This is a genomic window from Amycolatopsis sp. M39, assembly GCF_001651785.1.
Taxonomy (GTDB): domain Bacteria; phylum Actinomycetota; class Actinomycetes; order Mycobacteriales; family Pseudonocardiaceae; genus Amycolatopsis; species Amycolatopsis rubida.
This window is the reverse complement of record NZ_LWSF01000027.1, coordinates 71,910-98,648: the sequence shown is the minus strand read 5'-3', so window position 1 is coordinate 98,648 and position 26,739 is coordinate 71,910. Positions and strand designations below refer to the sequence as shown.

General features: G+C 69.2%; 26 protein-coding genes and 2 pseudogenes. 13 read left to right on the top strand and 15 right to left on the bottom strand.

From position 1 onward, the window contains the following. Positions 1-133 precede the first annotated feature (133 nt). Positions 134-1,138, top strand: a complete 1,005-nt coding sequence (locus A4R44_RS37490) for a LacI family DNA-binding transcriptional regulator (RefSeq protein WP_067591766.1) — start codon at positions 134-136, stop codon at positions 1,136-1,138. Positions 1,139-1,807: 669 nt separating this feature from the next. Beyond that, entirely contained in the window at positions 1,808-2,092 is a 285-nt protein-coding gene (locus A4R44_RS37485; protein ID WP_157905090.1) for a hypothetical protein, read from the top strand. 3 nt (positions 2,093-2,095) lie between these two features. On the opposite strand, the pseudogene A4R44_RS37480 reads toward A4R44_RS37485, so the two are convergent. The 3 genes and pseudogenes from A4R44_RS37480 to A4R44_RS52105 form a co-directional block, all read right to left on the bottom strand. Beyond that, positions 2,096-2,685: pseudogene (locus A4R44_RS37480) on the bottom strand (alpha/beta fold hydrolase). 181 nt (positions 2,686-2,866) lie between these two features. Beyond that, positions 2,867-3,427, bottom strand: coding sequence for a snapalysin family zinc-dependent metalloprotease (locus A4R44_RS37475; protein WP_067591757.1), 561 nt, complete (start codon positions 3,425-3,427; stop codon positions 2,867-2,869). Positions 3,428-3,585: 158 nt separating this feature from the next. After that, positions 3,586-4,188 (bottom strand): YbaB/EbfC family nucleoid-associated protein, encoded by a 603-nt coding sequence (locus tag A4R44_RS52105; RefSeq protein WP_067591755.1) that lies wholly within the window; start codon positions 4,186-4,188, stop codon positions 3,586-3,588. A gap of 125 nt (positions 4,189-4,313) precedes the next feature. On the opposite strand from A4R44_RS52105, the gene A4R44_RS37465 reads away from it, so the two are divergent. The 4 genes and pseudogenes from A4R44_RS37465 to A4R44_RS37450 all read left to right on the top strand — a co-directional run. After that, entirely contained in the window at positions 4,314-4,931 is a 618-nt protein-coding gene (locus tag A4R44_RS37465; RefSeq protein ID WP_093574171.1) for a TetR/AcrR family transcriptional regulator, read from the top strand. Between the two features lie 151 nt (positions 4,932-5,082). Then, entirely contained in the window at positions 5,083-6,291 is a 1,209-nt protein-coding gene (locus tag A4R44_RS37460; protein WP_067591751.1) for a cytochrome P450, read from the top strand. A gap of 13 nt (positions 6,292-6,304) precedes the next feature. Further along, positions 6,305-6,499: a ferredoxin gene (locus A4R44_RS37455; protein ID WP_067591748.1), complete on the top strand. Its 195-nt coding sequence runs from the start codon at positions 6,305-6,307 to the stop codon at positions 6,497-6,499. A gap of 49 nt (positions 6,500-6,548) precedes the next feature. Beyond that, a pseudogene (locus tag A4R44_RS37450) lies at positions 6,549-7,304 on the top strand (TetR/AcrR family transcriptional regulator); the annotation flags it as partial. A gap of 67 nt (positions 7,305-7,371) precedes the next feature. Here the strand turns inward: A4R44_RS37450 and A4R44_RS37445 are convergent. From A4R44_RS37445 to A4R44_RS37415, 7 genes are all read right to left on the bottom strand, one after another. Beyond that, entirely contained in the window at positions 7,372-8,127 is a 756-nt protein-coding gene (locus tag A4R44_RS37445) for a methyltransferase domain-containing protein (RefSeq protein ID WP_067591744.1), read from the bottom strand. Between the two features lie 10 nt (positions 8,128-8,137). Next, positions 8,138-8,368 (bottom strand): hypothetical protein, encoded by a 231-nt coding sequence (locus tag A4R44_RS37440; RefSeq protein WP_067591740.1) that lies wholly within the window; start codon positions 8,366-8,368, stop codon positions 8,138-8,140. Next, the gene (locus A4R44_RS37435; RefSeq protein WP_067591737.1) at positions 8,365-8,604 is read right to left on the bottom strand and encodes a glutaredoxin domain-containing protein; all 240 of its coding nucleotides are present in this window, start codon (positions 8,602-8,604) and stop codon (positions 8,365-8,367) included. Before A4R44_RS37435 ends, A4R44_RS37440 begins: the two co-directional genes overlap by 4 nt. Next, positions 8,601-10,721 carry a phage holin family protein gene (locus A4R44_RS37430; protein ID WP_067591734.1) on the bottom strand — a complete coding sequence of 707 codons (2,121 nt, stop codon included), beginning with the start codon at positions 10,719-10,721 and terminating at the stop codon, positions 8,601-8,603. Before A4R44_RS37430 ends, A4R44_RS37435 begins: the two co-directional genes overlap by 4 nt. Continuing rightward, on the bottom strand, positions 10,718-11,305 hold the full coding sequence (locus tag A4R44_RS37425) for a DedA family protein (protein ID WP_067591731.1): 588 nt from the start codon (positions 11,303-11,305) through the stop codon (positions 10,718-10,720). Before A4R44_RS37425 ends, A4R44_RS37430 begins: the two co-directional genes overlap by 4 nt. Beyond that, the gene (locus tag A4R44_RS37420) at positions 11,302-12,093 is read right to left on the bottom strand and encodes an MBL fold metallo-hydrolase (protein WP_067591728.1); all 792 of its coding nucleotides are present in this window, start codon (positions 12,091-12,093) and stop codon (positions 11,302-11,304) included. The genes A4R44_RS37425 and A4R44_RS37420 overlap by 4 nt, the downstream gene beginning before the upstream one ends. 292 nt (positions 12,094-12,385) lie before the next feature. Beyond that, the gene (locus A4R44_RS37415) at positions 12,386-14,701 is read right to left on the bottom strand and encodes a Geosmin synthase (RefSeq protein ID WP_067591726.1); all 2,316 of its coding nucleotides are present in this window, start codon (positions 14,699-14,701) and stop codon (positions 12,386-12,388) included. 354 nt (positions 14,702-15,055) lie between these two features. On the opposite strand from A4R44_RS37415, the gene A4R44_RS51265 reads away from it, so the two are divergent. The 4 genes from A4R44_RS51265 to A4R44_RS37395 all read left to right on the top strand — a co-directional run bounded on the left by A4R44_RS51265 (position 15,056) and on the right by A4R44_RS37395 (position 18,144). Beyond that, entirely contained in the window at positions 15,056-15,190 is a 135-nt protein-coding gene (locus tag A4R44_RS51265; protein ID WP_232791954.1) for an N-acetyltransferase, read from the top strand. A gap of 174 nt (positions 15,191-15,364) precedes the next feature. Continuing rightward, positions 15,365-16,381, top strand: a complete 1,017-nt coding sequence (locus A4R44_RS37405; RefSeq protein ID WP_067591724.1) for a S1 family peptidase — start codon at positions 15,365-15,367, stop codon at positions 16,379-16,381. Between the two features lie 96 nt (positions 16,382-16,477). Further along, the gene (locus tag A4R44_RS37400) at positions 16,478-17,320 is read left to right on the top strand and encodes a hypothetical protein (protein ID WP_067591721.1); all 843 of its coding nucleotides are present in this window, start codon (positions 16,478-16,480) and stop codon (positions 17,318-17,320) included. Between the two features lie 68 nt (positions 17,321-17,388). Then, on the top strand, positions 17,389-18,144 hold the full coding sequence (locus tag A4R44_RS37395) for an SDR family NAD(P)-dependent oxidoreductase (protein WP_067591718.1): 756 nt from the start codon (positions 17,389-17,391) through the stop codon (positions 18,142-18,144). Here the strand turns inward: A4R44_RS37395 and A4R44_RS37390 are convergent. After that, positions 18,119-19,354, bottom strand: a complete 1,236-nt coding sequence (locus A4R44_RS37390) for an MFS transporter (RefSeq protein ID WP_157905089.1) — start codon at positions 19,352-19,354, stop codon at positions 18,119-18,121. The two genes, A4R44_RS37395 and A4R44_RS37390, sit on opposite strands and share 26 nt — an antisense overlap. An 80-nt stretch (positions 19,355-19,434) precedes the next feature. Between A4R44_RS37390 and A4R44_RS37385 the strand changes: the two genes are divergently transcribed. Beyond that, entirely contained in the window at positions 19,435-20,319 is an 885-nt protein-coding gene (locus tag A4R44_RS37385) for a LysR family transcriptional regulator (RefSeq protein ID WP_067591715.1), read from the top strand. Here A4R44_RS37385 and A4R44_RS37380 read toward each other — a convergent pair. Further along, positions 20,316-20,732 (bottom strand): VOC family protein, encoded by a 417-nt coding sequence (locus A4R44_RS37380; RefSeq protein ID WP_067591712.1) that lies wholly within the window; start codon positions 20,730-20,732, stop codon positions 20,316-20,318. The genes A4R44_RS37385 and A4R44_RS37380 overlap by 4 nt on opposite strands. Before the next feature lie 33 nt (positions 20,733-20,765). Then, on the bottom strand, positions 20,766-21,332 hold the full coding sequence (locus tag A4R44_RS51260; protein WP_232791953.1) for a GGDEF domain-containing protein: 567 nt from the start codon (positions 21,330-21,332) through the stop codon (positions 20,766-20,768). Between the two features lie 398 nt (positions 21,333-21,730). Here A4R44_RS51260 and A4R44_RS51255 point away from each other — a divergent pair, with 398 nt between their 5' ends. Then, the gene (locus A4R44_RS51255; protein ID WP_232791952.1) at positions 21,731-22,006 is read left to right on the top strand and encodes a hypothetical protein; all 276 of its coding nucleotides are present in this window, start codon (positions 21,731-21,733) and stop codon (positions 22,004-22,006) included. Between the two features lie 1,217 nt (positions 22,007-23,223). Here the strand turns inward: A4R44_RS51255 and A4R44_RS37370 are convergent. After that, positions 23,224-24,474, bottom strand: coding sequence for an MFS transporter (locus tag A4R44_RS37370; protein ID WP_067591710.1), 1,251 nt, complete (start codon positions 24,472-24,474; stop codon positions 23,224-23,226). Between the two features lie 136 nt (positions 24,475-24,610). Between A4R44_RS37370 and A4R44_RS37365 the strand changes: the two genes are divergently transcribed. After that, entirely contained in the window at positions 24,611-26,107 is a 1,497-nt protein-coding gene (locus A4R44_RS37365; protein ID WP_067591826.1) for a serine/threonine-protein kinase, read from the top strand. On the opposite strand, the gene A4R44_RS37360 is transcribed toward A4R44_RS37365, so the two are convergent. Then, positions 26,104-26,682: an HAD family hydrolase gene (locus A4R44_RS37360; RefSeq protein WP_067591707.1), complete on the bottom strand. Its 579-nt coding sequence runs from the start codon at positions 26,680-26,682 to the stop codon at positions 26,104-26,106. The two genes, A4R44_RS37365 and A4R44_RS37360, sit on opposite strands and share 4 nt — an antisense overlap. Between the last annotated feature and the right edge of the window lie 57 nt (positions 26,683-26,739).

Genomic DNA, 26,739 nt, shown 5'->3' with positions numbered 1-26,739 from the left:
CCGGCTATTTTTACATCGTTGGAACAACGTTGTAAACAGGCAAAACGTCGCTACACTACGTGGTCGTCGGGGCTGGTGCCGAGAGCCTCGCGGGCTCGTGATGGGCTCTGGGCGGACGAGATGAGGAGTCGGCGTGGCCGTGACCCTGAAGGACGTCGCGACGCTGGCGGGCGTTTCGGTGAAAACCGTGTCGAACGTGGTGAACGGCTACGCGTTCGTGAAGCCCGAGAACCGGCGGCGCGTCGAAGAGGCACTGGCCGCGACCGGGTACCGGCCGAACGTCGGCGCGCGCAACCTGCGCCGCGGGCGGACCGGGTTCCTGGCGTTGATGGTGCCGGAGCTGAGCATTCCGTACTTCGGCGAAATGGCCGGGCTGGTGATCACCGCCGCGCAGCGCCGCGGGTGGAGCGTGCTGATCGAGCAGACGCAAGGGACTCGCGACCGGGAACGGGCCACAGTGGACTCACTGGGCCCGCATCTGGTCGACGGTGCCCTGGTGCATCCCGAAGCGCTCGAAGCGGACGATTTCCCTGACGCGGAAGGGAAAATCCCGCTGGTGCTGCTGGGCGAGCACGCGGTGGACGTCGCGCTGGACCGGGTGGCGATCGACAACGTGCGGGCCGCACACGTCGCGGTGTCGCATCTGGTGTCCCTCGGCCGTCGGCGGATCGCGGCGATCGGCGCGAACCCCAAGCGCGGGACGTCGTCGCTGCGGCTCGCCGGCTACCGGGCCGCGTTGGCGGACGCTGGTTTGCCGTCGGCGGACTCCTTGGTGGAACCGGTCGCGAAGTATCACCGCGCCGAGGGAGCGGCCGCGATGAAACGCTTGCTGGCACAGGAAGAACCGCCGGACGCGGTGTTCTGCTTCAACGACCTGCTGGCCGTCGGCGCCTTGCGTTCGGCGGCCGAACACGGGCTTCGGGTGCCCGAGGACATCGCGATCGTCGGCTTCGACAACACCGAGGAGAGCGCGTTCAGCCTCCCCGCGCTCACCACGATCTCGCCGGACAAGGCGGCTATCGCCGAGGCCGCGATCGACCTGATCCACAGCCGCCTCGCCGGTACCGAGAGTGCTGCGCCGCGCTCGGTGCAGCCGCCGTTTTCCCTGGAGGTAAGGGAAAGCACGGTCTTTTCCTAGCGGAGTCGCACCGCCGCGTCCGAGCAACGCTCCGCCGATGGCCAGCAACAATTGCCAGCTGGCCGAAGCGGCGAACGCGGCGGCCGCGAATACGGTGTCGGTGGCCGAGGACGAGTGCGGTGAAGCAGATGATGGTGGACGGACTGAGCAGACGTCGCGTACGCCCGCAGCGGGTGCGGTTCTGGTGCCAGCAAAGGTATCTCCGGGGGTCGATAACGCCGGATCGCCCGGACTGCGGTCCACGCGGCGAGCAGGAACAGCGCGACGGCGGAGGTGAGGTGCAGAGGCGTGGTGACTGGGGCCATGGTGGCGAGAAAGGCGTAGCCGCCGTCCGCAGTGGCCACACCCAACGCCGCGGCCGCCACGACGTGCGAGCGGTGAGTTCGACCAGGTAGACGCCGATCGCACCGACGGCATGGCGATCCCGTACCCGGCGATGAGCCCCGCGACCAGCGCGACGCTCATCGCACGGCCTGACCGGTCCCTTCCTGCGCCGTCTGCTGCTTGCCGCGTGCGGCGAGACAGCGGGACGGGGCACAACGGGCGGGTTCGGTGGTCATGGCCGGGATACTCGGCTTTCCGGACGGGACTGGGCAATTGAATTTCCGTCGTGCCAGGGGGCGGATACCGGTTGAACTGCCTGTCCCGCTTGTGGTCCGGTACCGGGCGGTGGACCGGGAAACGGTGGGCTCCGCTCTGGTGGACACTCCGCGCCACCTCGACGCCCTCGCCGAGGACATCGCGCGGCACGGAATCCGGACGTCGTTGCGGCTCGGGTTCTGCGAGGACTTCGGCACGCTCGACGGCAATCACCGGATCGCCGTCGCGCTGCGGCTCGGCCTGACCACAGTGCCGGTCACCGTGATCAGGGAGCCGAGTACTCCGCGCCCCGCGCACGCGCGACCGATGCGGGCAGCCGATTTCGCGGTGCTCGCGGCCGCGGCGGGGGAGTAACCGCTACTGGGCTGCCACCTTGTCGATCACCGTGGCCACCGCCTCCGGCTGAGAGAGCAGCGAATAGTGGCTGGCCGTCAGCTCGACACAATCCGCCCCAGCCCGTTCGGCGAGCCAGCGCTGCAGGTCCGGGTGAAGGACCCGGTCCTCTGTGGACATTGCGTAAGCCGTCGGCAGGTCGCGCCAGGCACCAGGACCCGCGGGTGCGGCGAAGCAGCCGGCGCGAGCGCGTCGTTGCACCGCGGCCAGCGCGGCGGCCCGTTCGAGGGCCAGCCCGGGAACTTGCCGTTCTGCGAAGGCACGTTCTCGCCTTCGTCCGGAACGTACGCCGCGAAGTAAGCAAGGGCGTTGACCTGCGGATTATCCTTCGCCGCACCGGAAATCACCGCGCCGCCATAGGAATGGCCAGCCAGAACGACCGGGCCGCCGAAGGTCGCGATTTCCCGGCGAACCTCGGCGATGTCGTCCGCGAGCGAGGTCATCGGCAGGTGTGCCGAACGGACCCGATGTCCGTGCCGGTGCAGCGCGGGGATCACCTCCGGCCACGCCGAGCCGTCGCTCCAAGCGCCGTGAACCAGTACGATTTCCGCCATGAATGCCTCCCCTCGGCTGAAGGCAAGCCAACCACCGGCGGTGTCCGGGGATGCTCTGTCTCGGCGGAATGAGGAGGATTCCGACCTCGGCCGGGGCCTGAACGGCGCTGTCTGACAGCGAACCCCTCGACAACGAAGCGGCGGCCGGGACGCACCCGGCCGCCGCTCGCTCAGCTGTGTGTCAGCCGACCGGCGAGTGGTCGTAAATCCGCTGCTGCGGTCCGGAGACCGCGCTGAGCCCGTTGGCCCACAGCCGCTGCACGCGAGAGGCTTCCTGGGAGTTCGGGTTGGCGTTGCGGCAGGACGGGCCGGGGCCGCCGCCCGACATCAGTTCGGAGCACGGGCCCGAGTAGTGGTCCGGCAGGCCGAGCGCGTGACCGGTCTCGTGCGCGGTGATCCGCGTGTTGTCGTACTGCTGGGCCTGGGAGTAGTCGATGAAGATGGTGCCGTGGCCGTGCCCGTCGGTCTGCGCGTACGAGCCGCGCGGGTCATTGCCCTCGGTGTAGCGCAGCGTGGCCCCGGACGAACGCTCGACCAGCTTCACGTTGGTCACCGCACGGTTCCAGTTCGCCGCGCCCGCGTTGATCGCGGCCCGGAACGACGGTGCGCCTGACGTCGAGTAGTAGACCGTGGTGGTCGCGGCGGCGGACTGAGCCGGAGCGGCGACCGCTACGGCACCCGAGAGCGGGGCGGCGGCCAGAGCTAGTGCGACCGCGCCGGACAGCACGAACTTCCTGGACATAAGAAAGCTCCTGGGGGGATGGGGGAGTTTGCCGGGTTTGCGCGCGCTCAACCCAAAGTAGGTAGAAGGTCCCGGTATGTGACCCCCCATTCGTACGATCTGGCAACTGGTGATTTCCCAGCACTAGTGGCGGGTTGACAACTGGCTCGTGAGTGAGGTCACCACGGCTGCATCTCGTCGTCGTCCTCGCCCGCGGCGCGCCTGCGGTGCGGGCCGGACGTCGGCCGGGGCGGTTCGGGAGCCGCCGGGGGCGGAGGCGGCGGGGTGGTGCCGGGAGGCGGCATCGGCGGACGGCTGTGCGTCGCGCCGCCCGGCGGCGGCATCGGACGTCCGTAGGCCGCGCTGCCCGGCGGAGTGGTGCTGCCCGGCGGAGGTCCCGAGTGCCGGGCGGGCGGTTCGGACCGCGGCGGCTCCGGTTCTTCCTCGGGCTCCGGCAGATACGACTTGACCACGTTCATCATCTCGCTGTCGCCTGCGATCGGCTCGAACGCGTCGATGACGTCGCGCGACACCTGGCGCTGCGCCTTCCCGTAGGCGTCCATGATCGACGCGGTCAGCCGGGCGCCGCCGTGCCGCAGGGCGCGGTCGTCGATCTCGAGGTTCTTGAGCGCGCCGTTCGGGGCGACCGAAACCGACACCAGCCCGTCGCCGGACTTGGCGCGGCCCTCCGCGGTGCTCAATGTCTCTTGCAGGGCAGCGCTTTTCGCCTGCATCTCGTCAATCCGCCGCTGGAAGTCGTCCAGCCACCCCTGATCGTCCACCGGCGAACGCTATCGGCCGCCCTCGCCCAGTTGGTGAACCTCGGATGGCTGACGGGCTACGAAACGATCGACATCCGCGGCGGGCCGGAGCGGTGCGGCCCACCGAGAGCGGTAACAATGGGCGAGTGTCCGAAGAAGTCCAGGCCCGCACGCGCAACCGCTGGGGCGAGGGCGAGCGGCTGCGCGGGGAGATCCTCGCCGCGGCCAGCAGGCTCCTGTCGGAACTCGACGGCGAGGACGCGCTCACCATCCGCGGGGTCGCCCGCGCCGTCGGCATCGCCCCGGCCAGCATCTACCAGCACTTCAGCGACCGCGCCGCGCTCGTCACCGGGCTCGCCGAGCACGAGTTCGGCCGGTTGCGGCTCGCGATGGAAGCCGCCGAATCCCGGGTTCCCGCCGATGATGCGGTGGGCAGGCTGCGTGCGCTGCTGCACGCGTACTGCCGGTTCGCGATGGACAACCCCGGCCATTACCGGCTGATGACCGCCAACGGGGCGAGACGCACCTCGCCGGATGTCCGGCCGCACGGTCCGACGATCGATCTCGTCGACCTGATCGGCGCGGCGTTCGCCCGCTGCGCGGAGTCCGGCACCGCGCTCCGGGTGCCCGCCGAACGCGCCGGGGTGATCGCGTTCGTGGGCGCGCACGGCCGGGTAGCGCTGTTCCATTCGGCTGGAAGGCGGCCGGGCGAGGACGCCGTGGTGAACTTCGCCGACGAGCTGCTGGCCCTCATTTTCGCTTGAGTCACGGGCGGTTTCGCCCGCTTTCAGCCTCTTGTCCACGGCCATCCCGGTGATCTTTGGACCCGGGTCTGGGCAATCGTTCACCAAATCGCCTAACATGTGTTCGGTAAGTATCCGAACAATCGTTTGGTGACTTCTTCAGGAGGCTGTGATGGCCGATGCCCGGCCCGTAGAGCAGTTCCCGATGTCGCGCGGGCGCTGCCCGTTCGACCCGCCGCCCGAACTCGACCGCAAGCTGCGCGACGAGCCGGTGTCGCGCGTGCGGATCTGGGACGGCAGCGAACCGTGGCTGTTCACCCGCTACGAAGACGTCCGAGCGATGCTCACCGACCCGCGGGTGAGCGCCGATCCCGACCGCGCCGGCTATCCGTCGCAGACGCCAGGGCTCAAGGCGCGGCGCAGCCGGTTCAAATCGTTCATCGGCATGGACGATCCGGAGCACGCCGCCCAGCGACGGCTGCTCACCGGCGATTTCATGGTGAAGAAGGTTCAGCGGATGCGGCCGCGGATTCAGCAGATCGTCGACGAGCTGCTCGACGAGCTGCTGGCCGGTCCGAAACCCGCCGACCTCGTGCAGGCGTTCGCGCTGCCGGTGCCTTCGCTGGTCATCTGCGAGCTGCTCGGCGTGCCCTACGACGATCGCGATTTCTTTCACCGCTGCAGCAAAATTCTGGTCTCGCGGGAGGCGACCGCCGAAGAGTCGCTCGCCGCGGCGGAGGAACTGCTCGACTATCTCGCGCGGCTGGTCGAGAAGAAGATCGACGACCCGGCCGATGACGTGTTCAGCCGTCTCGCGACCGGCCAGGTCGCCACCGGCGCGATGACCGTCGAGGAAGCGGCCACGATGGGGCAGCTGCTGCTCGTGGCGGGTCACGAGACCACGGCGAACATGATCGCGCTCGGCACGGTCGCGCTGCTGGAGAACCCGGACCAGCTCGCCGCAGTCCGCGACGGTGACGACGCCTTGCTGGCCAACGCGGTCGAGGAGCTGCTGCGCTACCTGACGATCGTCCACTCCGGACGCCGCCGCGTCGCGCTCGAAGACCTGGAAGTCGGCGGGCAGACCGTCCGCAAGGGCGAGGGTCTGGTCGCGGCCACCGATATCGCCAACCGCGACGAGACGCAGTTCCCCGCGCCGGACAAGCTCGACGTCACCCGCAAGGCACGCCACCACGTCGCGTTCGGCTACGGCGTGCACCAGTGCCTCGGCCAGCCGCTCGCGCGGGTCGAACTGCAGGTGGTCTACCGGACGCTCTACCGGCGGATCCCGACGCTGCGGCTGGCGAAGCCGCTGGAGGAGCTGAAGTTCAAGCACGACATGGTCGTCTACGGGGTGCACGAACTCCCCGTGACCTGGTGAAAGGAGTCGTGGGATGAAGGTGGTCATCGACCAGTCCCGCTGCGTCGGCGCCGGGCAATGCGTGCTCGTCGCGCCCGAGGTGTTCGACCAGCGCGACGAGGACGGGATCGTGGTGCTGCTGCGGGAAAACCCGCCCGCGGAGCTGCACGCGCAGGCGAAAGAGGCGGCGCAGCTCTGCCCCGCGCTCGCGATCGAGGTGGACGGCTGAGCCAGCGGCCCCGGCGGTCCTTTATCCTGTAAGGGGAAAGGGGTCGCCGGTGGTCGTGTTCGCGGGGCAGGGCGACGCCCGCCGTTCGATGGAGCTGCTGTGGCGCGCGGGCAGCGAACCGCGCAGCGCGCCGGGGCCGAAACCTGTGCTGAGCGTGGATCGCATCGTGGGCGCGGCGATCGAACTCGCGGACGCCGAGGGCATGTCGGCGTTGTCGATGCGGGCGGTCGGGGAGCGGCTCGGGCGCACGGCGATGGCGCTGTACACGTACGTGCCGAGCAAGACCGAGCTGATCGACCTGATGTGCGACCAGGTGTTCGGCGATCTGCGCGACGATCACGACCTGTCCGGCGGCTGGCGTCCCGCTTTGCTCGAACTGGCCGGCGACCTGTGGGAATTCCATGTGCGCCACCCATGGCTGTTGCAGGTGTCCTACGCGCGACCGGTGCTGGGTCCGGGGGAGTTCCGGATGCAGGAAACGGTGCTGCGGGTGCTGTTCGCGACCGGCTTGCCCGCCGGTCAGGTCCGGCGGCTGGTGGGTGTGCTGCTCAACGTCGTGCGTGGCGCGGTGCAGATCGCCGCCGAATCGCGGCTGGCGCTGAAGGAAACCGGACTGTCCGATGAGGACTGGTGGCGCGCGCGGACGTCCGCGCTCGGCGAGCTGGCCCCGGATCTGGCGGAGCGGTACCCGAATGTCGCGCGGCTGGGCGAGGAAGGTGCGCCGCCGCCTGCGGGGGCGTCCTATCTGGAGCACGAGGCGCGGCTGAGTTTCGAGGCTGGGGTGGCGGTGCTGGCGGACGGCATCGNGCATCGAGGCGGCGGTCAGCAGGGTGTCGTGAGTGGTTTATCCCGGTTAGAACCGGGATTGCCGCTCACGAGGACTTGCGCGCCTCAATCAGATACCGAGTGGTCGTCGCCACGAACGCCCCCTCCCGCAGCTCCTCGTGCAGCTCCCGCAACCGCGGCAGATACCCCTCCACCGTGAACCCCGGCACCATCCAGATCACCTTGCGCAGGAAGTAAATCACCGCGCCGATGTCGTGGAACTCAGTGCGCAGTTCCTCGAACCGCAGATCCACCACTTCCAGCCCGGCCTGCTCCGCTTCGGCCTTCGCCCGATCCGGATGCCGGCTGTTGCGCACTTCCGGCGTCTGCGGCCCGAGGAAGTACTCGACCAGCTCGAACACACTCCACGGCCCGACCTGCTGCGACAGATAGCCGCCGCCGGGCTTGAGGACCCGGACGATCTCGTCCCACCACACAGTGACCGGATGCCTGCTGACGACCATTTCGAACGTGTTGTCCAGAAACGGAAGCGGCGGCTCGTCCGTGTCCGCGACAACGGTCGCGCCACGGGGTTCCAGCAACGCGGCTGCCTTCTCCAGGTTCGGCGGCCACGATTCGGTGGCGACCGTCAGCGGCGGCAGCACCGGCACACCGGCGAGCACTTCGCCGCCGCCGGTTTGGATGTCCACAACGGACTGGACGTCCCGCAGCCGTTCGCCGAGCAGCCGCTGGTAGCCCCAGGACGGCCGCTGTTCGCTGGCCCGGCCGTCCAGCCAGGAGAAATCCCAGCCGTCCACCGGCACCGACGCGGCCTCGTCCACCAGTTCGTCGAAGGTGCGCATCCGGTGATCGTCACAAATTCGGCGCGGGCGGGCCACTCGATTTCCGCTGTGGTGCCGGCGGCACGGGTTTGGCCGCGACCACCGCGGCCAACGGGACGACGACGAGGCCGCGTTTGGTCTCGACCGTGCAGGTGTCGGTGTCACGGGCGCGCAAGGGACCGAGAGCGTCGGTGAACCCGCCCTCGATCCGGTATCGCACGACTACCCGCGTGCCCAGCGGGAGTTCCGTCAGCGGAGTCACTGCGAGAGGCGCGCGTTCAGCTCGTCGTCGCTCGGCTCCACGAGGTGGCTGCCGTCCGCGAAGACGATGGTCGGGATCCGGCGAGCGCCGTCCTGCAGTTCGCGTACGCGGGCTTCGGCGGCGGGTTCGGTCTCGACGTCCACGTAGTCGTATTCGACGGCCTTCGCGTCGAGCAGCGCGCGGCTGCGTTTGACGTCCGGGCACCAGCTCGCGCCGTAGACGATCAGGTTGCTCATGAGACTACCTCCGAGGGGACGACAGCGGGTTTGTCTTCGGTCGCACCGGGTTCCGGATGGCCGAGGAAGGTGAGCCAGTCGCGGAACACGCGGTGCACAGCTTCCGCGCCGACGGGTTCGCCGGGGGCCGGGAATTCTCGCGGATGCAGCAGGAAGCCGCGCTGCTGCGGTCCGCCGAGCCCGCCGTGCGAGCCGACGTGCCGTTCGAACGGCGAGGACTGGTCGGAGTCCGCGTCGTACCGGCTGTTGATCATGATGTCCGCGCAATGCGGGAAACTGTCGACGCGCTGGACCAGTTCGGCGGCGTACGGGCCGTAGCAGGCCAGCGGGTCTTCGCCGATCACGACCCCGGTGGCGAGCCGCTGCACTCCGTCGCGGCCGAGCACCACCGGACCGAATTCGCGGCTGCGGACCAGCAGGAACCCGACGCCGTCGTGGTCGACCAGCGTCGGCAGCAGGTCCGGGTGCTCGCGTTCGATCGTCTCCAGCTCGACCCGGCCCTCGTGCTCGGTGAACGACACCATCGCCAGATGCCCGGACACGACGGCGACGACCCCGGGAGCCACCCGCGTGACCTGCCCCGGCGAGCCAGTGGCGGTGCGCGGCCGGTTCTCGGCTCCTTCCGCGCCTTCGACCCTGGCGCGCAACCGTCGCGCGATCAGGCCGCCGGTCGCGGTCGCTTCGGCGAGTGCCGCGTTGACCTGCCAGCTTTCCGCCTGCCGGCGCTTTCCTTGCCCGGCAACGGGTTCGCCGCCGCAGAGTCGTCCGACGAGCGCCTCGACCGTCTCCCCGAATCGGTCGACGAACGCCTGGCCTTGCGTTTGCCCGTGGTCCGACAGCCCGACGATGTGGTACTTCCGCGGCGAGAGCCGGCCGGCCCGCAGCAGCCGCGCGAACTGCTGGTCGATCGACCGCAGCACCTCCAGCGTGTCGAACCGTTCGATGCCGGAGTGGTGCGCGACCTCGTCGTAGCCGAGGAAATCGGCGTACACCACCGGCCGCCCGGCGAGCATGTCGCCGATGATCGCGGACACCACGACGTCGCGCGCGATCACCGTCGTGCCCGGCCGGGCGAGCGGGTAGACGCCGCCGCGCGGGATCCGCGGCAGCACGCCGGCGCGCCGCTGTTTGGCGGCCGCGGACAGTTCGCGGACGACGTCGGCGAGCGCGACACCGAAGGTGCGCAACACGTTGACCGGGTTGGCGAAGTAGGCGCGATACCCAGCGCCGACCCGGTCCTGGCGACGCTTGCGCGGCGTGAGCACCGGCACCGAACTCATGGTCAGGCTGACGTGCGAGGCGTCGCCGGAGAAGAGGTTGCCGTGGCTCGCGCCGCCGATCGACAGCAGGCCGCGCCCGTCGCTGTGCCGCCGCTCGATCTCGGCCGCGTCGGATGGATGCGCGCACGCCATGACGTGGTCGCGATCCTTTTCGTACCAGCGGAAACCCAGGATGTCGTGGTTCGAACCGTGCAGGATCCCGCACACGCTCGCCCCGGTCTGCGAACTCCAGTCGGTGTGCCAGCGGGTGAGCGAGTGCGTGCCCTCGGACAGCCACCTGGCGAAGGTCGGCATGTCCCCGTCCCGCACGGCGCGGCGGACGGTGTCGTAACCGAGCCCGTCGATCTGCAGGAAGACCACGCCAGGCGGTTGATCGGCGAAATCGGTACGGTCCTTTGCTTTCCGTCGGCGGCGAGCGGCGCGGCGGAAGAAGATCTCGTCCTCGTCGACGGCCAGCACGCTGGAGATCACCGCGCCCACCGCGGACATCGCGACGGTGATGACGACCGCCGTCGAAAAGCCGTGCAGCTCAACGCCGGGTACGGCCTGGAGGATCGCCAACGCCGCGGCGCTGAGCAGGATGTACGTGCCGACGCCGAGGGTGAAGTACGCGATCGGCCACACCACCCGCACCACGAGCGGCCACACCACGGACACGAGCAGGCCGAGGATCAGCGCGCACACCGTCGGCTGCCACCACGACTGCATCGTGAAGCCGTCGAGCCAGGCGTCGAGCAGCCGCAACGCGCCGGTGACCGCCGCCCAGACCAGCAGGAGCCGCGCGACGACCCGGCCGCCGCGCAACAACCGGCCCTTCGCCGGAGCAGGTGTCGTCATCGGTGCCCTCCTGTCTGGTTGGCCGCCCGTTTCTTGGAGATCAGCGTGGTCAGCACGGTCACCAGCAGCACCAGGACGGTGGCGAGCAGCGTCGCGATCAGCGGCGAGTCGAAGATGCCGCCGCTGAGGATGCCCAGCAGCGAGTACGCTACCGCCCACAGCACGCACGCCAGCAGGCCGGACGGCAGGAACTTGCGCCAGGGATAGCCGAGCGTGCCCGCGGCGAGCAGCACCGGGATGCGCCCGGCGGGCACCAGGCGGCCGATCACCACGAGCTGCCAGCCGCGTCTCGCGAACTGCTCGCGGCCTTTGGCGAGGCGTTCGGCCTGCTGGCGGCGTTCTACGAAACGCAGGAGGGGTTCACTGCCGAACCTCGGGACGGCGAAGGTGATCACGTCGCCCAGGTACGCGCCCGCTACCGCCAGCAGGATCACCAGCGGGAGCGAGAGGTGGTCGGTGGTCATCGCGACCGCGGCCGCCGCCCCGACGACCGCGCCGGTCGGGACGATCGGGATCACGGAGCCGAGCAGTACTCCGCCGAACAGCGCCGGGTAGCCGATCGCTGACGGGTCTGTCCAATTCACCCGCGCTCCTCGCGGGTGGGGAGCAGGACGTCGGAGCCGGGGCGGGTGTGCAGGACCTCGGTGTCCAGGCCTTTGCAGCGGACGTGGTGCGCGAAGGTGCGCGGGGGTTCCACGAGGAGCTGGCGCATCCTGGCGGTGCGGTGGATGCCCGGGACGGCGAGGGTTCCCCAGTGGACCGGAACCGCCGTGCGGGCCTGGAGCAGTGCGGCGGCTTCGGCGGCTCGCTCCGGGGTCAGGTGGCCTGGGCCGAGGTTCGGGCCCCAGCCCCAGACGGGGAGGAGGGCTACGTCGACTGGGCCCAGATCGGCCATGCCGGGGAAGAGGTCGGTGTCGCCCGCGGAGTAGATCCGCTGGTCGCCGGCCTCCAGGAGGTGGCCAAGGGCGGGACTTTGCGGGCCGTGGGTGAGGCGAGGGCCCCAGCGGTGGCCTGAGTGGATCGCTTCGGTGGCGGTGATGTGCATCGGGCCGCTGGTGATGGTTTGACCTGGGGAGAGTTCTTCCACCTCGGTGAATCCTCGCCTGGCCAGCCAGGAGCCCGCGCCTCTGGGGACGACGATTCTGGTGGCTTTTCCCAGGAGTTTCAGGGAGCGGAGGTGGAGGTGGTCGCCGTGCAGGTGGGAGATGAGGACGACGTCGACGGCGGTCCAGGCGGAGACGTCCGGTTTCGGGGCGACTCGGGTCAGGGGGCCTACCCAGCGGGTGAGGACTGGATCGGTGAGGGCGACCTGGCCGGCTAGTTCCACGCGGGTCGACGCGTGGCCTAGGAAGTGGAGGTTCGGGCTGGTCACGGGTTCGAGTATTGCTGGATGCGCGGGGAGATGCTCGGCGGAGTGGTGGGGGGCACCCTGTGGAGTGGCTCGTCGCCTGGGGGCGACATCGCGCCCGGTCGCTGGCGTGGGGCACCCCGAAGCTGATTGTGCTGACGGGAGGCTTCGGATCGGGGTGCGGGGGAGGGGCTGGGTGCCTCGATGGTGGGTGCGTCGGCGGCGGTACGTGAGGGGAACCCTCGCGGGCCGGTGGAGGGTCGTGAGGGGAACCTGCGGGAATCAGAGTCAATGAGGGTGGCCCTCACGTAACTCGTCAGTGCGGGGTGGGCCGGGCTGGGGCGGGAATGTGCGAGGATTGGGTGCCTAGGCCGGTTGCGCCCAGGTGGAGGCGGGGTTTCGCGCCAAGCGGGACCGGCGGAGTGCCGGTGCAGCCTGGGTGTTGCATGGCTTTGGCGAAGTCCGGCGGCTTCGCGGCGTCATCCCGCTCGGGGCGGACGGGGGTGTTTCGGACTCGGTCTAGCTCCTCGTCGGTGTACCGGGCGCATTCGCGGTGCCAGTTCGCGATGCCGGTCATGAAGTTCTTCAGCAGGCTTGCGTACTGGGTGAGCGCGTCCTGTGCTTTCGCGTCAAGGCTGTAGTCGGCGAAGAGGCGGGGCAGGCCTACGTCTACTGCGTGCCGGAACTCGGCGAGTCTTGCTTCTGCCAGGTCGGCGACGACGCGGATGGCTCGATCCTGCTCCACGTCCAGGAAGGAACGGACTACCAGCACGGCGTTGTGCAGTCCGCCTTCGTACTCGATTTCCTTGCGGTAGGAGAACAAGTCGTTGACCAGCCAGGCGTAGTCGGCGGCCGAATCCTCCAGTGCTTCGATGACTCGGTTCCGCTGGATTTCCGGTGGCACGGTGCGGCTGCCGGCCAGCCGGCTGATGCTGATCACCAGGTCGGAGCCGAAGGTGCGGCGGCGCATTTCGACGTAGTCGACCGGGTCCGGGATGCGGTTTTGGGACTGGTTGGCCAGTTCCCACACCCAGGCGTCGAGCATGGACTCGACTGTGGCGTGGAAAGTTTCGCGTTCGGTGGTGTTCAGGGTGCCGGTGGTGCGTTGCCACAGGTCGGCCAGGCTGGTTTCCAGTGCGGTCCGCGGTGCGGGTGAGGGGGTGCCGCCGGCGGGCATGAAGAGTTTGAGGCGTTCGGTGGTCAGCCTGGCGGCGGGCAGGTCGTGTCCGAGGACTTCGGTGTAGTAGTCGTCGGCGTAGGTGGCCCAGGTGAGCCAGTCGTTGGTGAGGGACAGCTGTTCCGGGGGAGCGCCGGGGCAGAGGCCCGCGGCGACCAGTGGCAGATCGGCCGCGCGCAAACGGGCAGTGTCCCAGACTCCCTCGGACAGGATGCCCATGCGGCGTGGCCAATCGGCGATCTTCTTGCGTGCCGCGGCTAAATGCGGGCTGAGTCGCAGAGGGAACGGCAAGGGCAAGGCGGGCCGGGTGACGGGGCCGAGTTGTTCGTGGGGTTGGTGCGTGAAAGCTCGTGCGCGTTGCGGGGCGGTGGTGGCGACGGAGCGGAAGATTCGGGCGGCGGAGGTGCCTAGTCCGGAAGGGCCGCCGAGTAACTCTGGGCCGCCGCGGGCGTCTAGGGCGCCTTCGTTCATGTAGCGGCTTGAGCGCAGATGCCATTCGTGTCCGCCGGATTGCCAGTCTTGCAGGCCTTTGACGTACGCGAAGGTTTCGGCTCGTCCGGCTGGTCGCACGCCGTGTTCGTCGAACAGGGCGGGGACTTCGGTGAGGGCGGTGTGCTCGAATTGGTGCAGGCGCGAGGTCAGCAAGTCGTTTACCGCGTCCGCTGCCTCTTGGGTGGTGCAGCCCAGGAATTTTTCGAAGACCAGGACGCTGTTGGACAGTTCGCCTTCGTCTTCGACTTCTCGCTGGTAGGAGAAGAGGTCGTTGCGGAGGTGCACAGCGTCGGCGAAGCAGTCGCGCAGGACTTCCATCGGGCGTTTCGCCGCGATCTCGTCCGGGACTTCGGCGTTCAGGGAGTGTTCGATCAAGTTCGCCGACCAGGGTGCGCCGCCGACTTTGCGGCGCATGGCGACGTATTCGATGGGGTTCGCGATCCGGTTTTCGTTGATGTTGGCCAGTTCCCAGAGTGATTCGTCGAGGAGGTTGCGGGTGCTTTCGCGGAAGCGTCGCCGCCAGGCCGCTGACCGGTGCGGGATGGTGCGGTTCCAGAGGTCGGCCAGGCCGCGTTCGACGGGGTTTTCCGGGGTTTCGGTGATTTCGCCTTCGGCGGGCATGAAACGAGCGATCCGGTCGAGATAATCGCGGGCGTGTTCGATGTCGCCGGTGCGTTTGAACAGTTCCAGGAAATGGTCGTCGAAGTAGAATACCCAGACGTACCAATCCGTGACGAGGTCGAGTTCGCGCGGGGCGGCGTCGGGATGGGTGTAGGAACACAACAGGGCGTAGTCGTGGGAGTCGAGGTCGCGCTCGTTCCAGATGACGGTGCCGTGCTGGGGCACGTCGATCATGTCCATCGTGTACGCCCACGCCTTGCTGTGCTTCCGCGCGCCGGCCAGGTGCGGGTTCAGCCGGGCCGGGTATGACAGATAGAACTCGGGCAGGACGAACGGTTGCACGCGGGCTCCCCTCGCGGTCGCAGGTACCGACACCACGAGGCAAACAGACCGCACCGGCGCGGCGGAAGGCCCGCGCGGGCACGCCACTCCTGCGGTCGCCGCGCATCGCTCATGCGGCCGAGGACGAGGGCTGTTTTGATGGGCGCTGAGTACATCCGCGTCGCTCGATGGTGGAGATCGAGGCGCCGACCAACGAGGAGCCGAAGATGAGCGAAGAAGAACCCCGGGTCTCCCGCAACGACAGCGAAAACCGCTACGAAGTGTATGCGGACGGCAAACTCGCCGGCTTCGCCGAGTTCACCCCGAAGGACACCGAAACCGTCTTCACGCACACGGAGATCGGNGCTCGGCAAGGTGCTGGCGAAGGCCGCGCTGGACGACGTGGTGTCGCGGGGCGGCGTGATCGTTCCGGTGTGCCCGTTCATCGCCGGGTATCTGCGCAAGAACGAGGGCTACGCCGAGCACGTCCGGTGGCCCGGACAGCACTGAGACAGGTCAGCGGTGCCGTTCGGGGTATCCAGGTGGTCCGAACGGCCCAGCGGTGTCCGATTGGTCCGCATTTTTTGGTTATTAACCAACCTTCGTCGGTTTCGCGTTGGTTGCCGGGCAACAAAAGTGTGGGGCGTCCCACCGGTCGGTTTCAGCCCACCTGGAGGAAGATCGATGACTTCCCGGAAGACGCTCGTCGCGGGATTCACCGCACTGTCGGCCGCGGCCTTGACCGCGGGCATGTGCGTGAACGCCGCCTCGGCAAGCCCGATGGCGTTCGCCCAGATGCAGGCACAGGCGATCACCCAGGCGACGCAGGTCGCCGACACGCTCGGCGCCGGAAACGGCGGCATCTACCTCGAACGCGGCAAGGCGGTGCTGAACGTCACCGATGCCGCGGCGCAGGAGAAGGCCAAGGCCGCAGGCTACGCGACCAAGCTCGTCAAGCACAGCTTCACCGCCCTCACCGGCGCGAAGAACCAGATGGACACCGTCAAGAACGTGCCGCAGACGTCGTGGGGCATCGACACCAAGACCAACCAGGTCGTGGTGAAGATCTACGACTCGGCGTCCCAGGCCACGAAGGACAAGGTCGCGGCGGCCGCGGCGAAGCTGGGCGACGCGGCGCGCGTCGAGCACCGCTCGGGCAAGCTGTCCACCTACATCGCGGACGGCGACTCGATCAACAACGGCCAGTTCACCTGCTCGCTCGGCTTCAACGTGACCAAGGGCGGCCAGCCGTACATGCTGACCGCGGGCCACTGCACCAATGAGGGCGGCACCTGGTCCGGCGGCGACGTTTCGGGCGCGGAAGTCGTGGAAAGCGACTGCCCCGGAGCCGACTCCGGCCTGCTGACCCGCCCGAACGGCACCGGCGACGGCGCGATCAACACCGGCCAGAAGATCTCCAGCGCCGGCACCCCGACCGTCGGCGAGCAGATCGAAAAGATGGGCCAGACGACCGGCGGCGGCAGCGGCGAGGTCACCTCGGTGGACGAGTCGGTCAACTTCGACGTCGGCGTCCTGAACCACGAGTTCGGCACCACCGCCCACACCGACCACGGCGACTCGGGCGGCCCGGCGTACGACGGCGACAAAGGCCTCGGCACCCTCTCCGGCGGCGACACCCAGACCAGCTACTTCTACCCGCTGACTCTGGAACTGCAGTCCTACGGCCTCGAACTCGCCTGAGGCTTGCGGCTTCACAGCCCGCCGTCCCCCTTCCGGGGCGGCGGGCTTTCTTTTCGCGCGGCGTTTTTGTCGTACCCGGGGCTTAGAGTCTGCCGCATGAAGCCGAACCCGGCCCGAACCCTCTGGACAGCCATAGAACCCCTCCACGCAGTCGTCTACTTCGCCCCGGAACCCGCCGCGGCGGCGAAGGAGGTCGGCTTGCGCGGCTGGTGGATGGGCTACTTCGCGGGCCGGGCGGTGCCACTCGGCCCGATCGGCCCGGAGCCGGTCACGTCGATGTTCTTCGGGTTCGCACCGCGGATGGTCGAGCGAGCGCTGCCGGACGCGTGGAGGTTCGCTTCTCCGGACGTGGTACTGCGCGCGCGTCTGGAGGCGGTCGAAGCGGCGTTGACTCGGCTGCTCGGTCCGTCCACTGTGGACGAATTGGCCACGTTGCTGGAACAAGCCGTCGCCGCTTGCCGATTCGACGCCCGTCCGCTCGCCGCGGCCTGGTCCGCGGTGCCTCGTCCGGACCGGCCGCTGGCCCGGTTGTGGCTGGCGACTGCTGTCCTGCGCGAACATCGCGGTGACGGCCACGTCCTGGCCGCCGTCGCCTCCGGACTGACCGGGCTGGAAACCACCCTCACCCACATCGCCACCGGAGCCACCGGTCGCGAACAAGTCCAGCGCGCCCGAGGCTGGACCGGCGAGGAATGGTCCGAGGCAACGGCAAACCTGGTCGAGCGCGGTCTGCTCGACGCTGGCGGGTTAACCCCAGCGGGCGCGGAAGTCCGCCGGACCATCGAAGAAACCACCGACCGGCTGGCCGCCGCCCCGCTCGACGCACTGGGCCCGGCAGGTGTCGACCGGGTGCTGGAGCTGGCCGTCCCGCTCAGCAGGCGGATCATCGACGGGGGAGGTGTTCCCATCCCCAACCCGATGGGCGCGAAACGCCCCTGAGAACGATGTCGATTCCCCGGTTCCCCGCTCGACGCACTGGTGACAGGCACGAGAAGGGAGTCCGAAAGATGCTGCTCGAAGGCAAAAACGCGGTGGTGTACGGCGCTGGCGGAGGGATCGGCGGCGCGTTCGCGCGAGCATTCGCGGAGGAAGGGGCGCGAGTCTTCCTGGCCGGACGCACCCGCGAGAAGCTGGATCGAGTCGCCGACGGCATCCGCGCTGCTGGCGGTACCGCCGATGTCGCCGTGGTCGACGCGCTCGACGAGAAATCTGTCGACGCCCATGCCGACGCGGTTGTCGAGGCCGCGGGAAGCCTCGACATCTCGGTGAACGTGATCAGCCACGGTGACGTCCAGGGAACTCCCCTGGTCGAGATGTCGTTGGCCGATTACGAACAACCAGTGGTCAACGGCGTGCGCACCACCTTCCTCACCATGCGCGCAGCGGGGCGGCACATGAGGCGCCAAGGCAACGGCGTCGTCCTCCTCTTCGGCGGAGACGGCGATCCGGTGCGCAACCACGCGGTCGGCGGTCTGCAAGTCGGCTTCTCCGCGCTGGAAGCGATGCGCCGGCAGCTCGCCGCCGAACTCGGCAGGTATGGCGTGCGCACGGTGACCCTTCGGACCGGCGGCGTCCCGGAAACCATCCCAGCGGGTTTCCCGGGAGCCGAGGAACTCACCGCGGAACTCGCCGAGCCGACCATGCTCGGCCGCACCGCGACGCTGGCCGATGTCGGCGCAGTGGCGGCGTTTGTCGCGTCCGACCGAGCCCGGACGATGACCGCCGCGACAGTGAACGTCAGCTGCGGCGCGCTGGTGGACTAGGCCGGTTCGACACCAGTGCGGCACCGGCGATTGCCAGTGCCGCGAGCACGACGCTCACCGCGATGATCGTTGCGGTGGAGCCGAACCTGCCGACGGCAAGTCCAAACGCGACAGATGGGAGTCCCATCCCGAGGTAGGCCACGACGAAGAACACCGAGAGCACCCCGGCGCGGGAGGCGGGCACCGCGGATTCGGCCGAGTGCGAAAGCCCGGTCTTGAACAGCATCCCGGCACCGGCCCCTGTCGCCGCGGCGGCGATCAGGAACAAGGCGAGCGAAGGGTCCGCAATGGACACTGCCGTCGCCGCGAGACCGACGAGGTAGCACGCCGAGCCGAGAACCACGAGCTGCTGCGGTCCTAACCGGCTGAGAACCAGTTGTGCCGCGGCGGAAGCGCCGAACACGGCGAAGGTGGCCATGCCCCCGACGAACACGTCATGGATGCCGAGATCGTCGCGGATCACCAGTGCTCCGACCGAGGAAAACACTCCGGTGGCCCCGAAAGCCGCGAACCCGAGCAGAGCGGCCCCGGTGAACACGCGCTGCTGGCCGGGACGGAGATTCGTCCGGGGCGCGACCGTCGGCGGCGCGGCGGCCAGGTCGACGGTTTCCGGCGTCACCAGCACGAACGCGAGGCAGATCAGCACGATCAGCCCGAGCACGACGTACGGCAGCCGCAACGGATCAGGCAGCCATTCCGCGAGCGCCCCGGCGATCACCGGGCCGAGCGCGAGACCGCCGAGGCTGGCGCCTGCCGCAACCAGCCCAGGCAGTTTTGGCACCGCGACGTGCGGCCGGGCCTGCCGGTCCAGGTCGGCGAGGTACGCCGTGGCGCTCGCGGCCATCAGTCCGATGCCGAGCCCGGTCAGGAGCCGCCCGGCCAGCAACGCGGCCAGGCTGGTCGAGGCGATCAGGACGTAACTCGCGGCCAGAGCGGCGAACAGCGCGGGCGCGATGATCCGCCGCCTGCCGAGCCGGTCGGAGAGATGGCCGAGGAACACCAGGCTCACGACGATCCCGACGACCATGATCGCGAACGCGACTGTCACCCACAGCGCACCGAAGCGGTCGGCCTGCTGGTAAATCGGCCAGAGCGGGGTCGGTGCGGTGCCGAACGCGCTGAGCGCCGCGTACGCGCAGGCGACCACCCAGAACCCGGCGGAATGCGACAGATGCCTTCCCGGCGCGGTGGGCAGCGTGGAGTTGTGCATGTATTCCATGCTGATCCGGCACTAGTATCCGTGGCAGAGCAGTTAGAGATCTCTATTATCTAGTTGAGAGATGGTGTGTCGTGGACATCCGGCACCTGCGCCATTTCCTCGCACTGGCCGAGGAGGGCAGCTTCACCCAGGCGGCCCGCCGGGAGTTCATCGTGCAGTCCGGGATTTCGGCGTCCATCCGCGCGCTGGAAAGCGACCTCGGCGTGCACCTGTACGTGAAGGGCACGCGCCCGCCGCGGCTGACCGCCGAAGGCCGCGCGCTCGTCCCCGCCGCCCGGGAAGCGGTGCGCAGTTTCACCGCCGTGTACGACGCGGTCGGGCAGGCCAGCAGCAGGCTCACCGGATGGTTGCGGATGGGCGTGTTCAGCCACGTCGAGCACCTGGTCCCGCTGGCCGGGGTGCTGTCGCGGATGGCTGTCCTGCATCCGGACCTGGACGTCACCCTGTCCCAGCTGCCCACCGAGGAGATGCTCCGCCTGCTCCGTGTCGGGCAGCTGGACTGCGCCGTGCTGTCCGCACCTGAGCCCGCGCCGCGGGAACTCGAGGTCACGCCGCTCGCCGTGGAACCGATCGTGCTGGCCGGTGCGAGCGGCCATCCGCTGGGGCGCGCGTCGTCGGTCAGCGTGCGCGACCTCACCGATCAGCGGTTCATTGAACCGCCGCGATATTGGGCGGTGCGGACGGATCTGGACCGGCTGTTCCGGGACGCCGGACTGCGTCGCAGGAGGGTGTTCGAGGTCGACGACTGGGGCATCGTGCTCGACCTGGTGGCAGGCGGCGCAGGGCTCGCGTTCCTGCCGGAAGCGGTCGCCGACCAGGGCCGCGAGTCCGGTGTCTGGGCGAAAACCCTGACCGACGCGACCCTCGAACGCCGCGTCGACTTCGTGCTGCCGCGCGGCCAAGCGGCGACCCCGGCGGCCCGGACCCTGCGGACCGAACTGGCGGCCGTGGGTTAGCTCGTGGCGCGGGCGGAGATCTGCTGAACCGACCAGCTGTTGCCGTCGGGATCGGCGAAGTGGATGAACCCGATGTTGTCGAGGTCTTCGAGCGCGCCGGTGCCCGGATCCGAGCCGTAGACCTGGAGTTCGCCGACCTCGACGCCGCGTTCCAGCAGTTCCTCGCGGGCTTTCCGCACATCGGCGACGACCAGCTGCAGACCCTTCAGCGAACCCGGTGCCATGTCCGGTACCACGCCCTTGCCCAGGACGATCGAACAGCCCGATCCCGGCGGAGTCAGCTGCACCAGGCGCAGCCCGGGGCCGGGGGCGATGTCGTGGTCGAGCCGGAAGCCGACCTGGTCGACGTAGAACGCTTTCGCCCGGTCCACGTCGGTTACCGGGACGACGACGACCTCGAGAGTCCAGTCCATGCGACGAGTTCTAGCGGTGGCTTTCGGCGAGGGTCAAGCGCTCGCCAGCTCGACCCGGTTCCGGCCCGCCTGCTTGGCCCGGTACAGCGCGGCGTCGGCGGCCACCAGCACGTCGTCGACGCTGGTGAGATGCTCGGCCGGGTACAGCGCGCAGCCGATCGAGACGGTCAGGTCGCTGATCACCGAGTCCTGGCCCGGCAGCGTGACGATCACCTGCGGGATCCGCCGCCGGATGCGGTCGGCGATGTGGCCGAGGTGCTCGGCGCTCGGGATGTCCGGCAGCGCGATCGCGAACTCCTCGCCGCCCCAGCGGCCGCATACGTCCTGCTCGCGGACCTCGTCGCGCAGCGACAGCGCGATCTCGCGCAGCACCAGGTCGCCGGTGGGGTGGCCGTAGGTGTCGTTGATCGCCTTGAAGTGGTCGAGGTCGAGCAGCAGCACGCCGACGCTGTCCTGGTTCGCCCGCGCGCGTTCGAGGTAGCGCTCGGCGACCGTGCGCCACCAGCGTTTGGTGGCCAGCCCGGTGGTGACGTCGGTGCGCGCGTCGCGCTGGAACTGGGTGAGCAGCAGCCCGCGGTGCAGTGCCACGAGCGCGATCACGACGCCCGCCAGGATCAGCGGGTTGGCCAGCAGCAGGAGCGCCGCGGTGACCAGGCCGAGCCCGATCGCGCCCGCTTCGANCCGCTTCGAGGAGCTGGTCGCCGAAACCGGAGAACAGCTCGGCGAACGACCGCGGCGGGCTCGACAGCGCGATCGCGACCATCACGAGCGCGGTGTTGATCGCCCAGCGCAATCCCGCCGCGAGCACGAAGACGATCAGGTCGACCAGGCCGGGACCGAAGCCGTCGGCGAGCACCCCGGGGTACTCGTGCATCCCGAGCGCGAGCACCGCGACGGCGGCTTGCGTCCCGCACAGGACGGACGCGCAGGAGAAAATCCAGCGGTGCGGCAGGACCGGCCGTTCACGCGGCCAGATCCGCCACCACGCGACGGCGTAGGTGAGCACGACCATCGCCGACGCGAGGATCGCCGGCAGCGCCACCACGGCGGCGATGCTCCACACGGCCTTGGTGTCGACGTACGCGACAGTGGGCGCTCGGCTGTACTCGCGCTGCCGTTCGATGTGCCGGGTCGCCTCGATCGCGAGCGCCGCGCACACGGCGAGAACCCCGAAGCGGACCAGGTCGATGTGCCGCACCGGCGCGAGCCACGCGGTGGCGAGGGTGGTGCCCACTGCCACGACGTTCACCAGCAGCACGTACCTGCGGACGTGAGAGGGCAACCGCCATAGGCGCCAGCCTGTGAACCACCCGGCAACTCGTCCGCGCACTCTTCACCTCACCCGATTGGCTTCTACGGTAAACGACGAGGCGCGTTGTGTGCTGCCTGTCGTCCGGACTCTGGGAAGCACCGGGGCGATTTCGCCCGGACAGCCCAGCGCCCGGCGGCCGGCGAGGGGAGGTGGCCACTGTGAGTAGCGGACAGCTGCGCCGAATCCGGGCCGGACCAGGGGATCCGCGAGGGCCCCTAGTGGACCCTCATGGCCACTTTCGGTGACCAGCTCCCCCGGCGGTGACGTGCGAAAACCGCCGAAGGCGCGACTCTGAAACGGAGGTGACGACGGTGAGCGACAACAACTGGACGGCTCTTCGGTGACCTCGGTCTCCCTCGCGGTCTCGACTTGAGGTCGAGACTTCGGTCTTCGCAGGTGAGAGGAGGTGCCCACAGTGCGGGACAACAACTGGTGAATGGGGCTGGGGCGGGAATCCGGGATGCGGAAAGGAGGCGGCGGGATGCGCGACAACAACTGGACCCGCTGAGGACTGCCGGTCGATGCCGGTCCATGCCGGTCGATCGGAAAGGAGGTGGCCGCGGTGCGTGACAACAACTGGATCCGCTGAACCTGCTGATTGCTGACCGTTGATTCGGGAAGGGAGCTGCCGTCGTGCGCGACAACAACTGGAACCGCTGAAGTCCGCTGATTGCTGACCGTCGAGCTGCGAAGGGAGTCGCCCGCGATGCGTGACAACAACTGGACCTGCTGAATCTCGCGATCACCGAGCCAAGAAAGGAGTCCCCGCCATGCGCGACAACAACTGGACCCGCTGACCCTGCCGACCACTGCCTGCCAATTCGCGAAGGGAGTTGCTGCTGTGCGCGACAACAACTGGGCCCGTTGAGCCCTGCCGACCACCGCCCGTCGAGCCGCGAAAGGAGCCGCTGCTGTGCGCGACAACAACTGGGCCCGCTGAGCCCCGCCAACCACCGCCCGTCGAGCCGCGAAAGGAGCCGCTGCTGTGCGCGACAACAACTGGGCCCGCTGAACCCCGCCAACCACCGCCCACCGAGCCACGAAAGGAGCCCCGCCATGCGTGACAACAACTGGACCCGCTGACCGGCCCTCAACCCGCCCCACGAGGAGGTGAGAGGGCATGCGTGACAACAACTGGACGTGACCGAAACCAGTCCCGCGGCGCACCCGTTCCGCGGATTACGGCGCGGGAGGTGGGGTGGCCCCGTCGAGGGGAGTTCGGCGGGGCCGCACCGCGCGGTCCGCTCGCACCGCCCGCGCCCATGCGATCCCGGCCAAAGCGGCGCACCCTGCCCCAGCGACGGCGGCGATCGCGACCACCGTCGTCGGCGCGAAGGCCAGCGCCAGTGCGCCCGCGGCGGCGATCGTCAGGCCTTGCGCCGCTCGCAACGCCGCGATCGCGACTCCGATCACCTGGCCGCGCTGTTCCGGCGGCGCGGCGAGGCTGTACTGCACCTGGGTGATCAAGTCGTGCGCGGAGAACATCCCGGACACCGTCCAGAGTGCGACGACCACCGGCACAGCGGGCGTCCAGCCGGTCGGCAGCAGGACGAGACTGCTCGCCACCGCGAGCGGACCCAGCCATCGCACCTGCCGGGCCCGCGGCAACCGGCTGATCAGCAGCGCGCCGAGCAGCGTCCCGACCGGGTTCGCCACCAGCAGCCAGCCGAGCACGCCCGTGCCGCCGAGTTGTGCGGCCACTGGCACGGCCAAACCCTCCGGCACCACGTAAAACCCGCAGCAGCACGCGATCGCCAGCAACGACCGCAGTTTCCGGTCCCGCGCGACAAGCCGGCAACCAGCCTTCAGCGACGCCCATTGCGGCGGGTGCTCGGCCACCTTCGAAACCGGGTACAACCGCAAACCCCAGCGCAGCGCGGCTGCCGACACCGCGAATGTCACCGCGTCCGCCCACAGCGCGCCCGAAACCCCGAGCCACGCGACCACCGCGGCGCCCGCGCCGAAGCCGATCACCAGTGCGGCCTGGTACGTCGAGGAGAGAATCGCTTGACCGGTCGCCAGTTTCTCCTCGCCCAGCATGTCCGGCAGGACCGCCTGCCGAGCCGCCTGAAACGGTCCGGCCGCGAGTTGCACGATCACGAGCAGTCCCGCGGCGACCGGCCAAGGCAGGCCGGGAATCGCCATCAACGCGACCAGCAATGCGCGCACGACATCGGCGACCACGAGCACGGTGCGGCGCGGGAACCGGTCGGCGAGCCCGCCGAGCGCACCGCCGAGGAGGTCCGGCAAATAGGTGAGCGCGTACGTCCCGGCGGCCCAGCCAGCGGACGCCGTTCGGTTGAACACCAACACAGTCAGCGCGACTCGTGCTAGTTGATCACCTGCCACCGACAGCACGTGCGCGAGCCAAAGCGCACGAAATTCGCCCATCCGGAACACACTCCGGAAAGACGGCGCTGTCGTGGTCATGCGCTCACCCTGTCGTGACTCGGCCACCCGGAGCAACCCCGGCCCGGCGTGGGTGGGTCGCGGATCCGGCTCCGGCCGTCCGTGGAAAACTGGGTGATCGCCGTCCGTGGATGATGTCGCACCGAAGGGTTTTCCGTTGACCGAGGAGAGCCGGCAGGTCGCCGGTCGCTACGAGCTCGCCGAACTGATCGGCAGCGGCGCGATGGGGATGGTCTGGCGCGGGGAGGACAAGATCCTCGGCCGCGTCGTCGCGGTGAAGGAACTCCTCATGCCCGTGAACCAGGGCGAGGACAAGGTCGAGGAAGCCCGCAACCGCGCCATGCGCGAGGCCCGCATCGCCGCCCGGCTGCAGCATCCGAACGCCATCTCGGTGTTCAACGTGGTCGAGCACGAGGACCGCCCGTGGCTGATCATGGAGTACCTGCCCTCGCGCAGCCTCGCGGTGAAACTGCGCGAGGACGGCCCGCTGACCGTCGACGAGGCGATTCCGTTCGGGGTGCAGCTGGCGGGCGTGCTCGCCGCCGCGCACCGGGCGGGCATCGTGCACCGCGACGTCAAACCCGGCAACGTCCTGCTCGGCGACGACGGCAGCACGGTCAAGGTGACCGACTTCGGCATTTCCCGCGCGGTCGGCGACGTCACGCTCACCGCGACCGGCGAAATCTCCGGCACGCCCGCGTTCCTCGCGCCCGAGGTCGCTCGCGGCGAGGAAGCGACGTTCGCCTCCGACGTGTTCGCCCTCGGCGCGACGCTGTACATGGCGGTGGAGGGCGATCCGCCGTTCGGCACCGCGGACAACGCGATCGCCTTGCTGTACCGGGTTTCCAGCGGTTCGATCAACCCGCCGAAACAGGCCGGGAAGCTGGAGCCGCTGCTGCTGAAGCTGCTGGAGCTCAAGCCGGAGGACCGGCCGTCGATGGCCGAGGTGGTCACCGAACTGCGCAAACTCGACGGCGGCGTCACCCCGGTCGCGACGGTTCCCGAACCGCCGACGCTGCCGGAGGCCACCCCGCCGGCGGTGCCTGCCACGGTCGCGGTTCCGGACGCGGGCGCTGCCGCCGCGCCGCCCGCGGGCTCGGACCGAAGACGCCGCGGGATGATCTTCGCCGGGGCGGGCGCGCTGCTCGTCGTGATCGCCGTGATCGTCACTGTCGTCCTCACCCGCAACCACGGGGAGGAAAATCCGGCTGCGAACCAGTCGGCCGCCGAGAGTTCCGCGGCTTCCCACGCTCCGGCGCCTTCGTCTGCTTCGAAGGCGTCACCGTCGACGCAGCCGTCGAGTCCGCCTTCGTCGAGCAGCCCGCCGTCGTCCAGTTCCGCGGCGAACTCTCCGGACGCGATGGCTTCCGCGCTGCGCGCTTACTTCTCGTACCTGCCGAGCAATCTGGAGCGCGGTTGGTCCATGATCAGCGACGCGTTCCGCGCCTCGCACAAGAATCAGACTTTCGACGAGTACAAGGCGTGGTGGGGCCGGTTCACCTCGGTGATCGCGAGCGACGTCGAGGTCACCGGCGAGAACAAGCTCACCGCCGTGATCACCTACAACTATCCGAACGGCGGCTCGAAAAAAGAGACGCACCGCTACACGATGTCGCAGCGCGAGGGCACCTGGCAGATCGACGCGGAGAACTAACTCTCAAGCAGCAGCGCGATCGCGGCGGCGGCGTCGCAGTCCGGGCCGACTCGCACGGTGTGCAATCCGGCGGACCGTGCGGGTTCGACGTCCGCGCCGACGAGCCAGGCGTCCGCCAGCGTGGTCTCGCAGCGTTCGGCGGCGAGCTCGAACAGCTTCGGGTCCGATGTGGACAGTCCGTCCGGCCCGGCGAGTGCCCAGCCGTCCACGAGTCCGGCGATTCCGGTGCACAGCAGCGTGGACAGCTGCGGTTCGCCCTCGCCGAGGACGCCGATCCGCCAGCCCGCCGCGCGCAGCCGGGGCAATCCGGTCAGCACGCCGGGCGCGACGGGGACGAGCGCGGGATGGCGGTCGCGGTAGGCGTCTTCGAGCTCGGGTATTTGCAGGTCGAAGCGCTCGCGGAGGTTCTTGAAGAACGCGGCCCGGTCGGCGCGCCCGCGGTCGTCGGCGGCGATGAGCCACGCGGCGTCCGCGTCGGCGAGCCGGTGTTCCGCGCAGAACTCCCACACCCAGCGGCGGAACCCCTCCGCGCGATCGACGAGCGTGGTGTCGAGGTCGAACAGGACGAGCCGCACGGGGAGAGATTAGCGTGTTCCGTCCGGGCTCCGGGAGATTCTTATACTCCGTTCGAT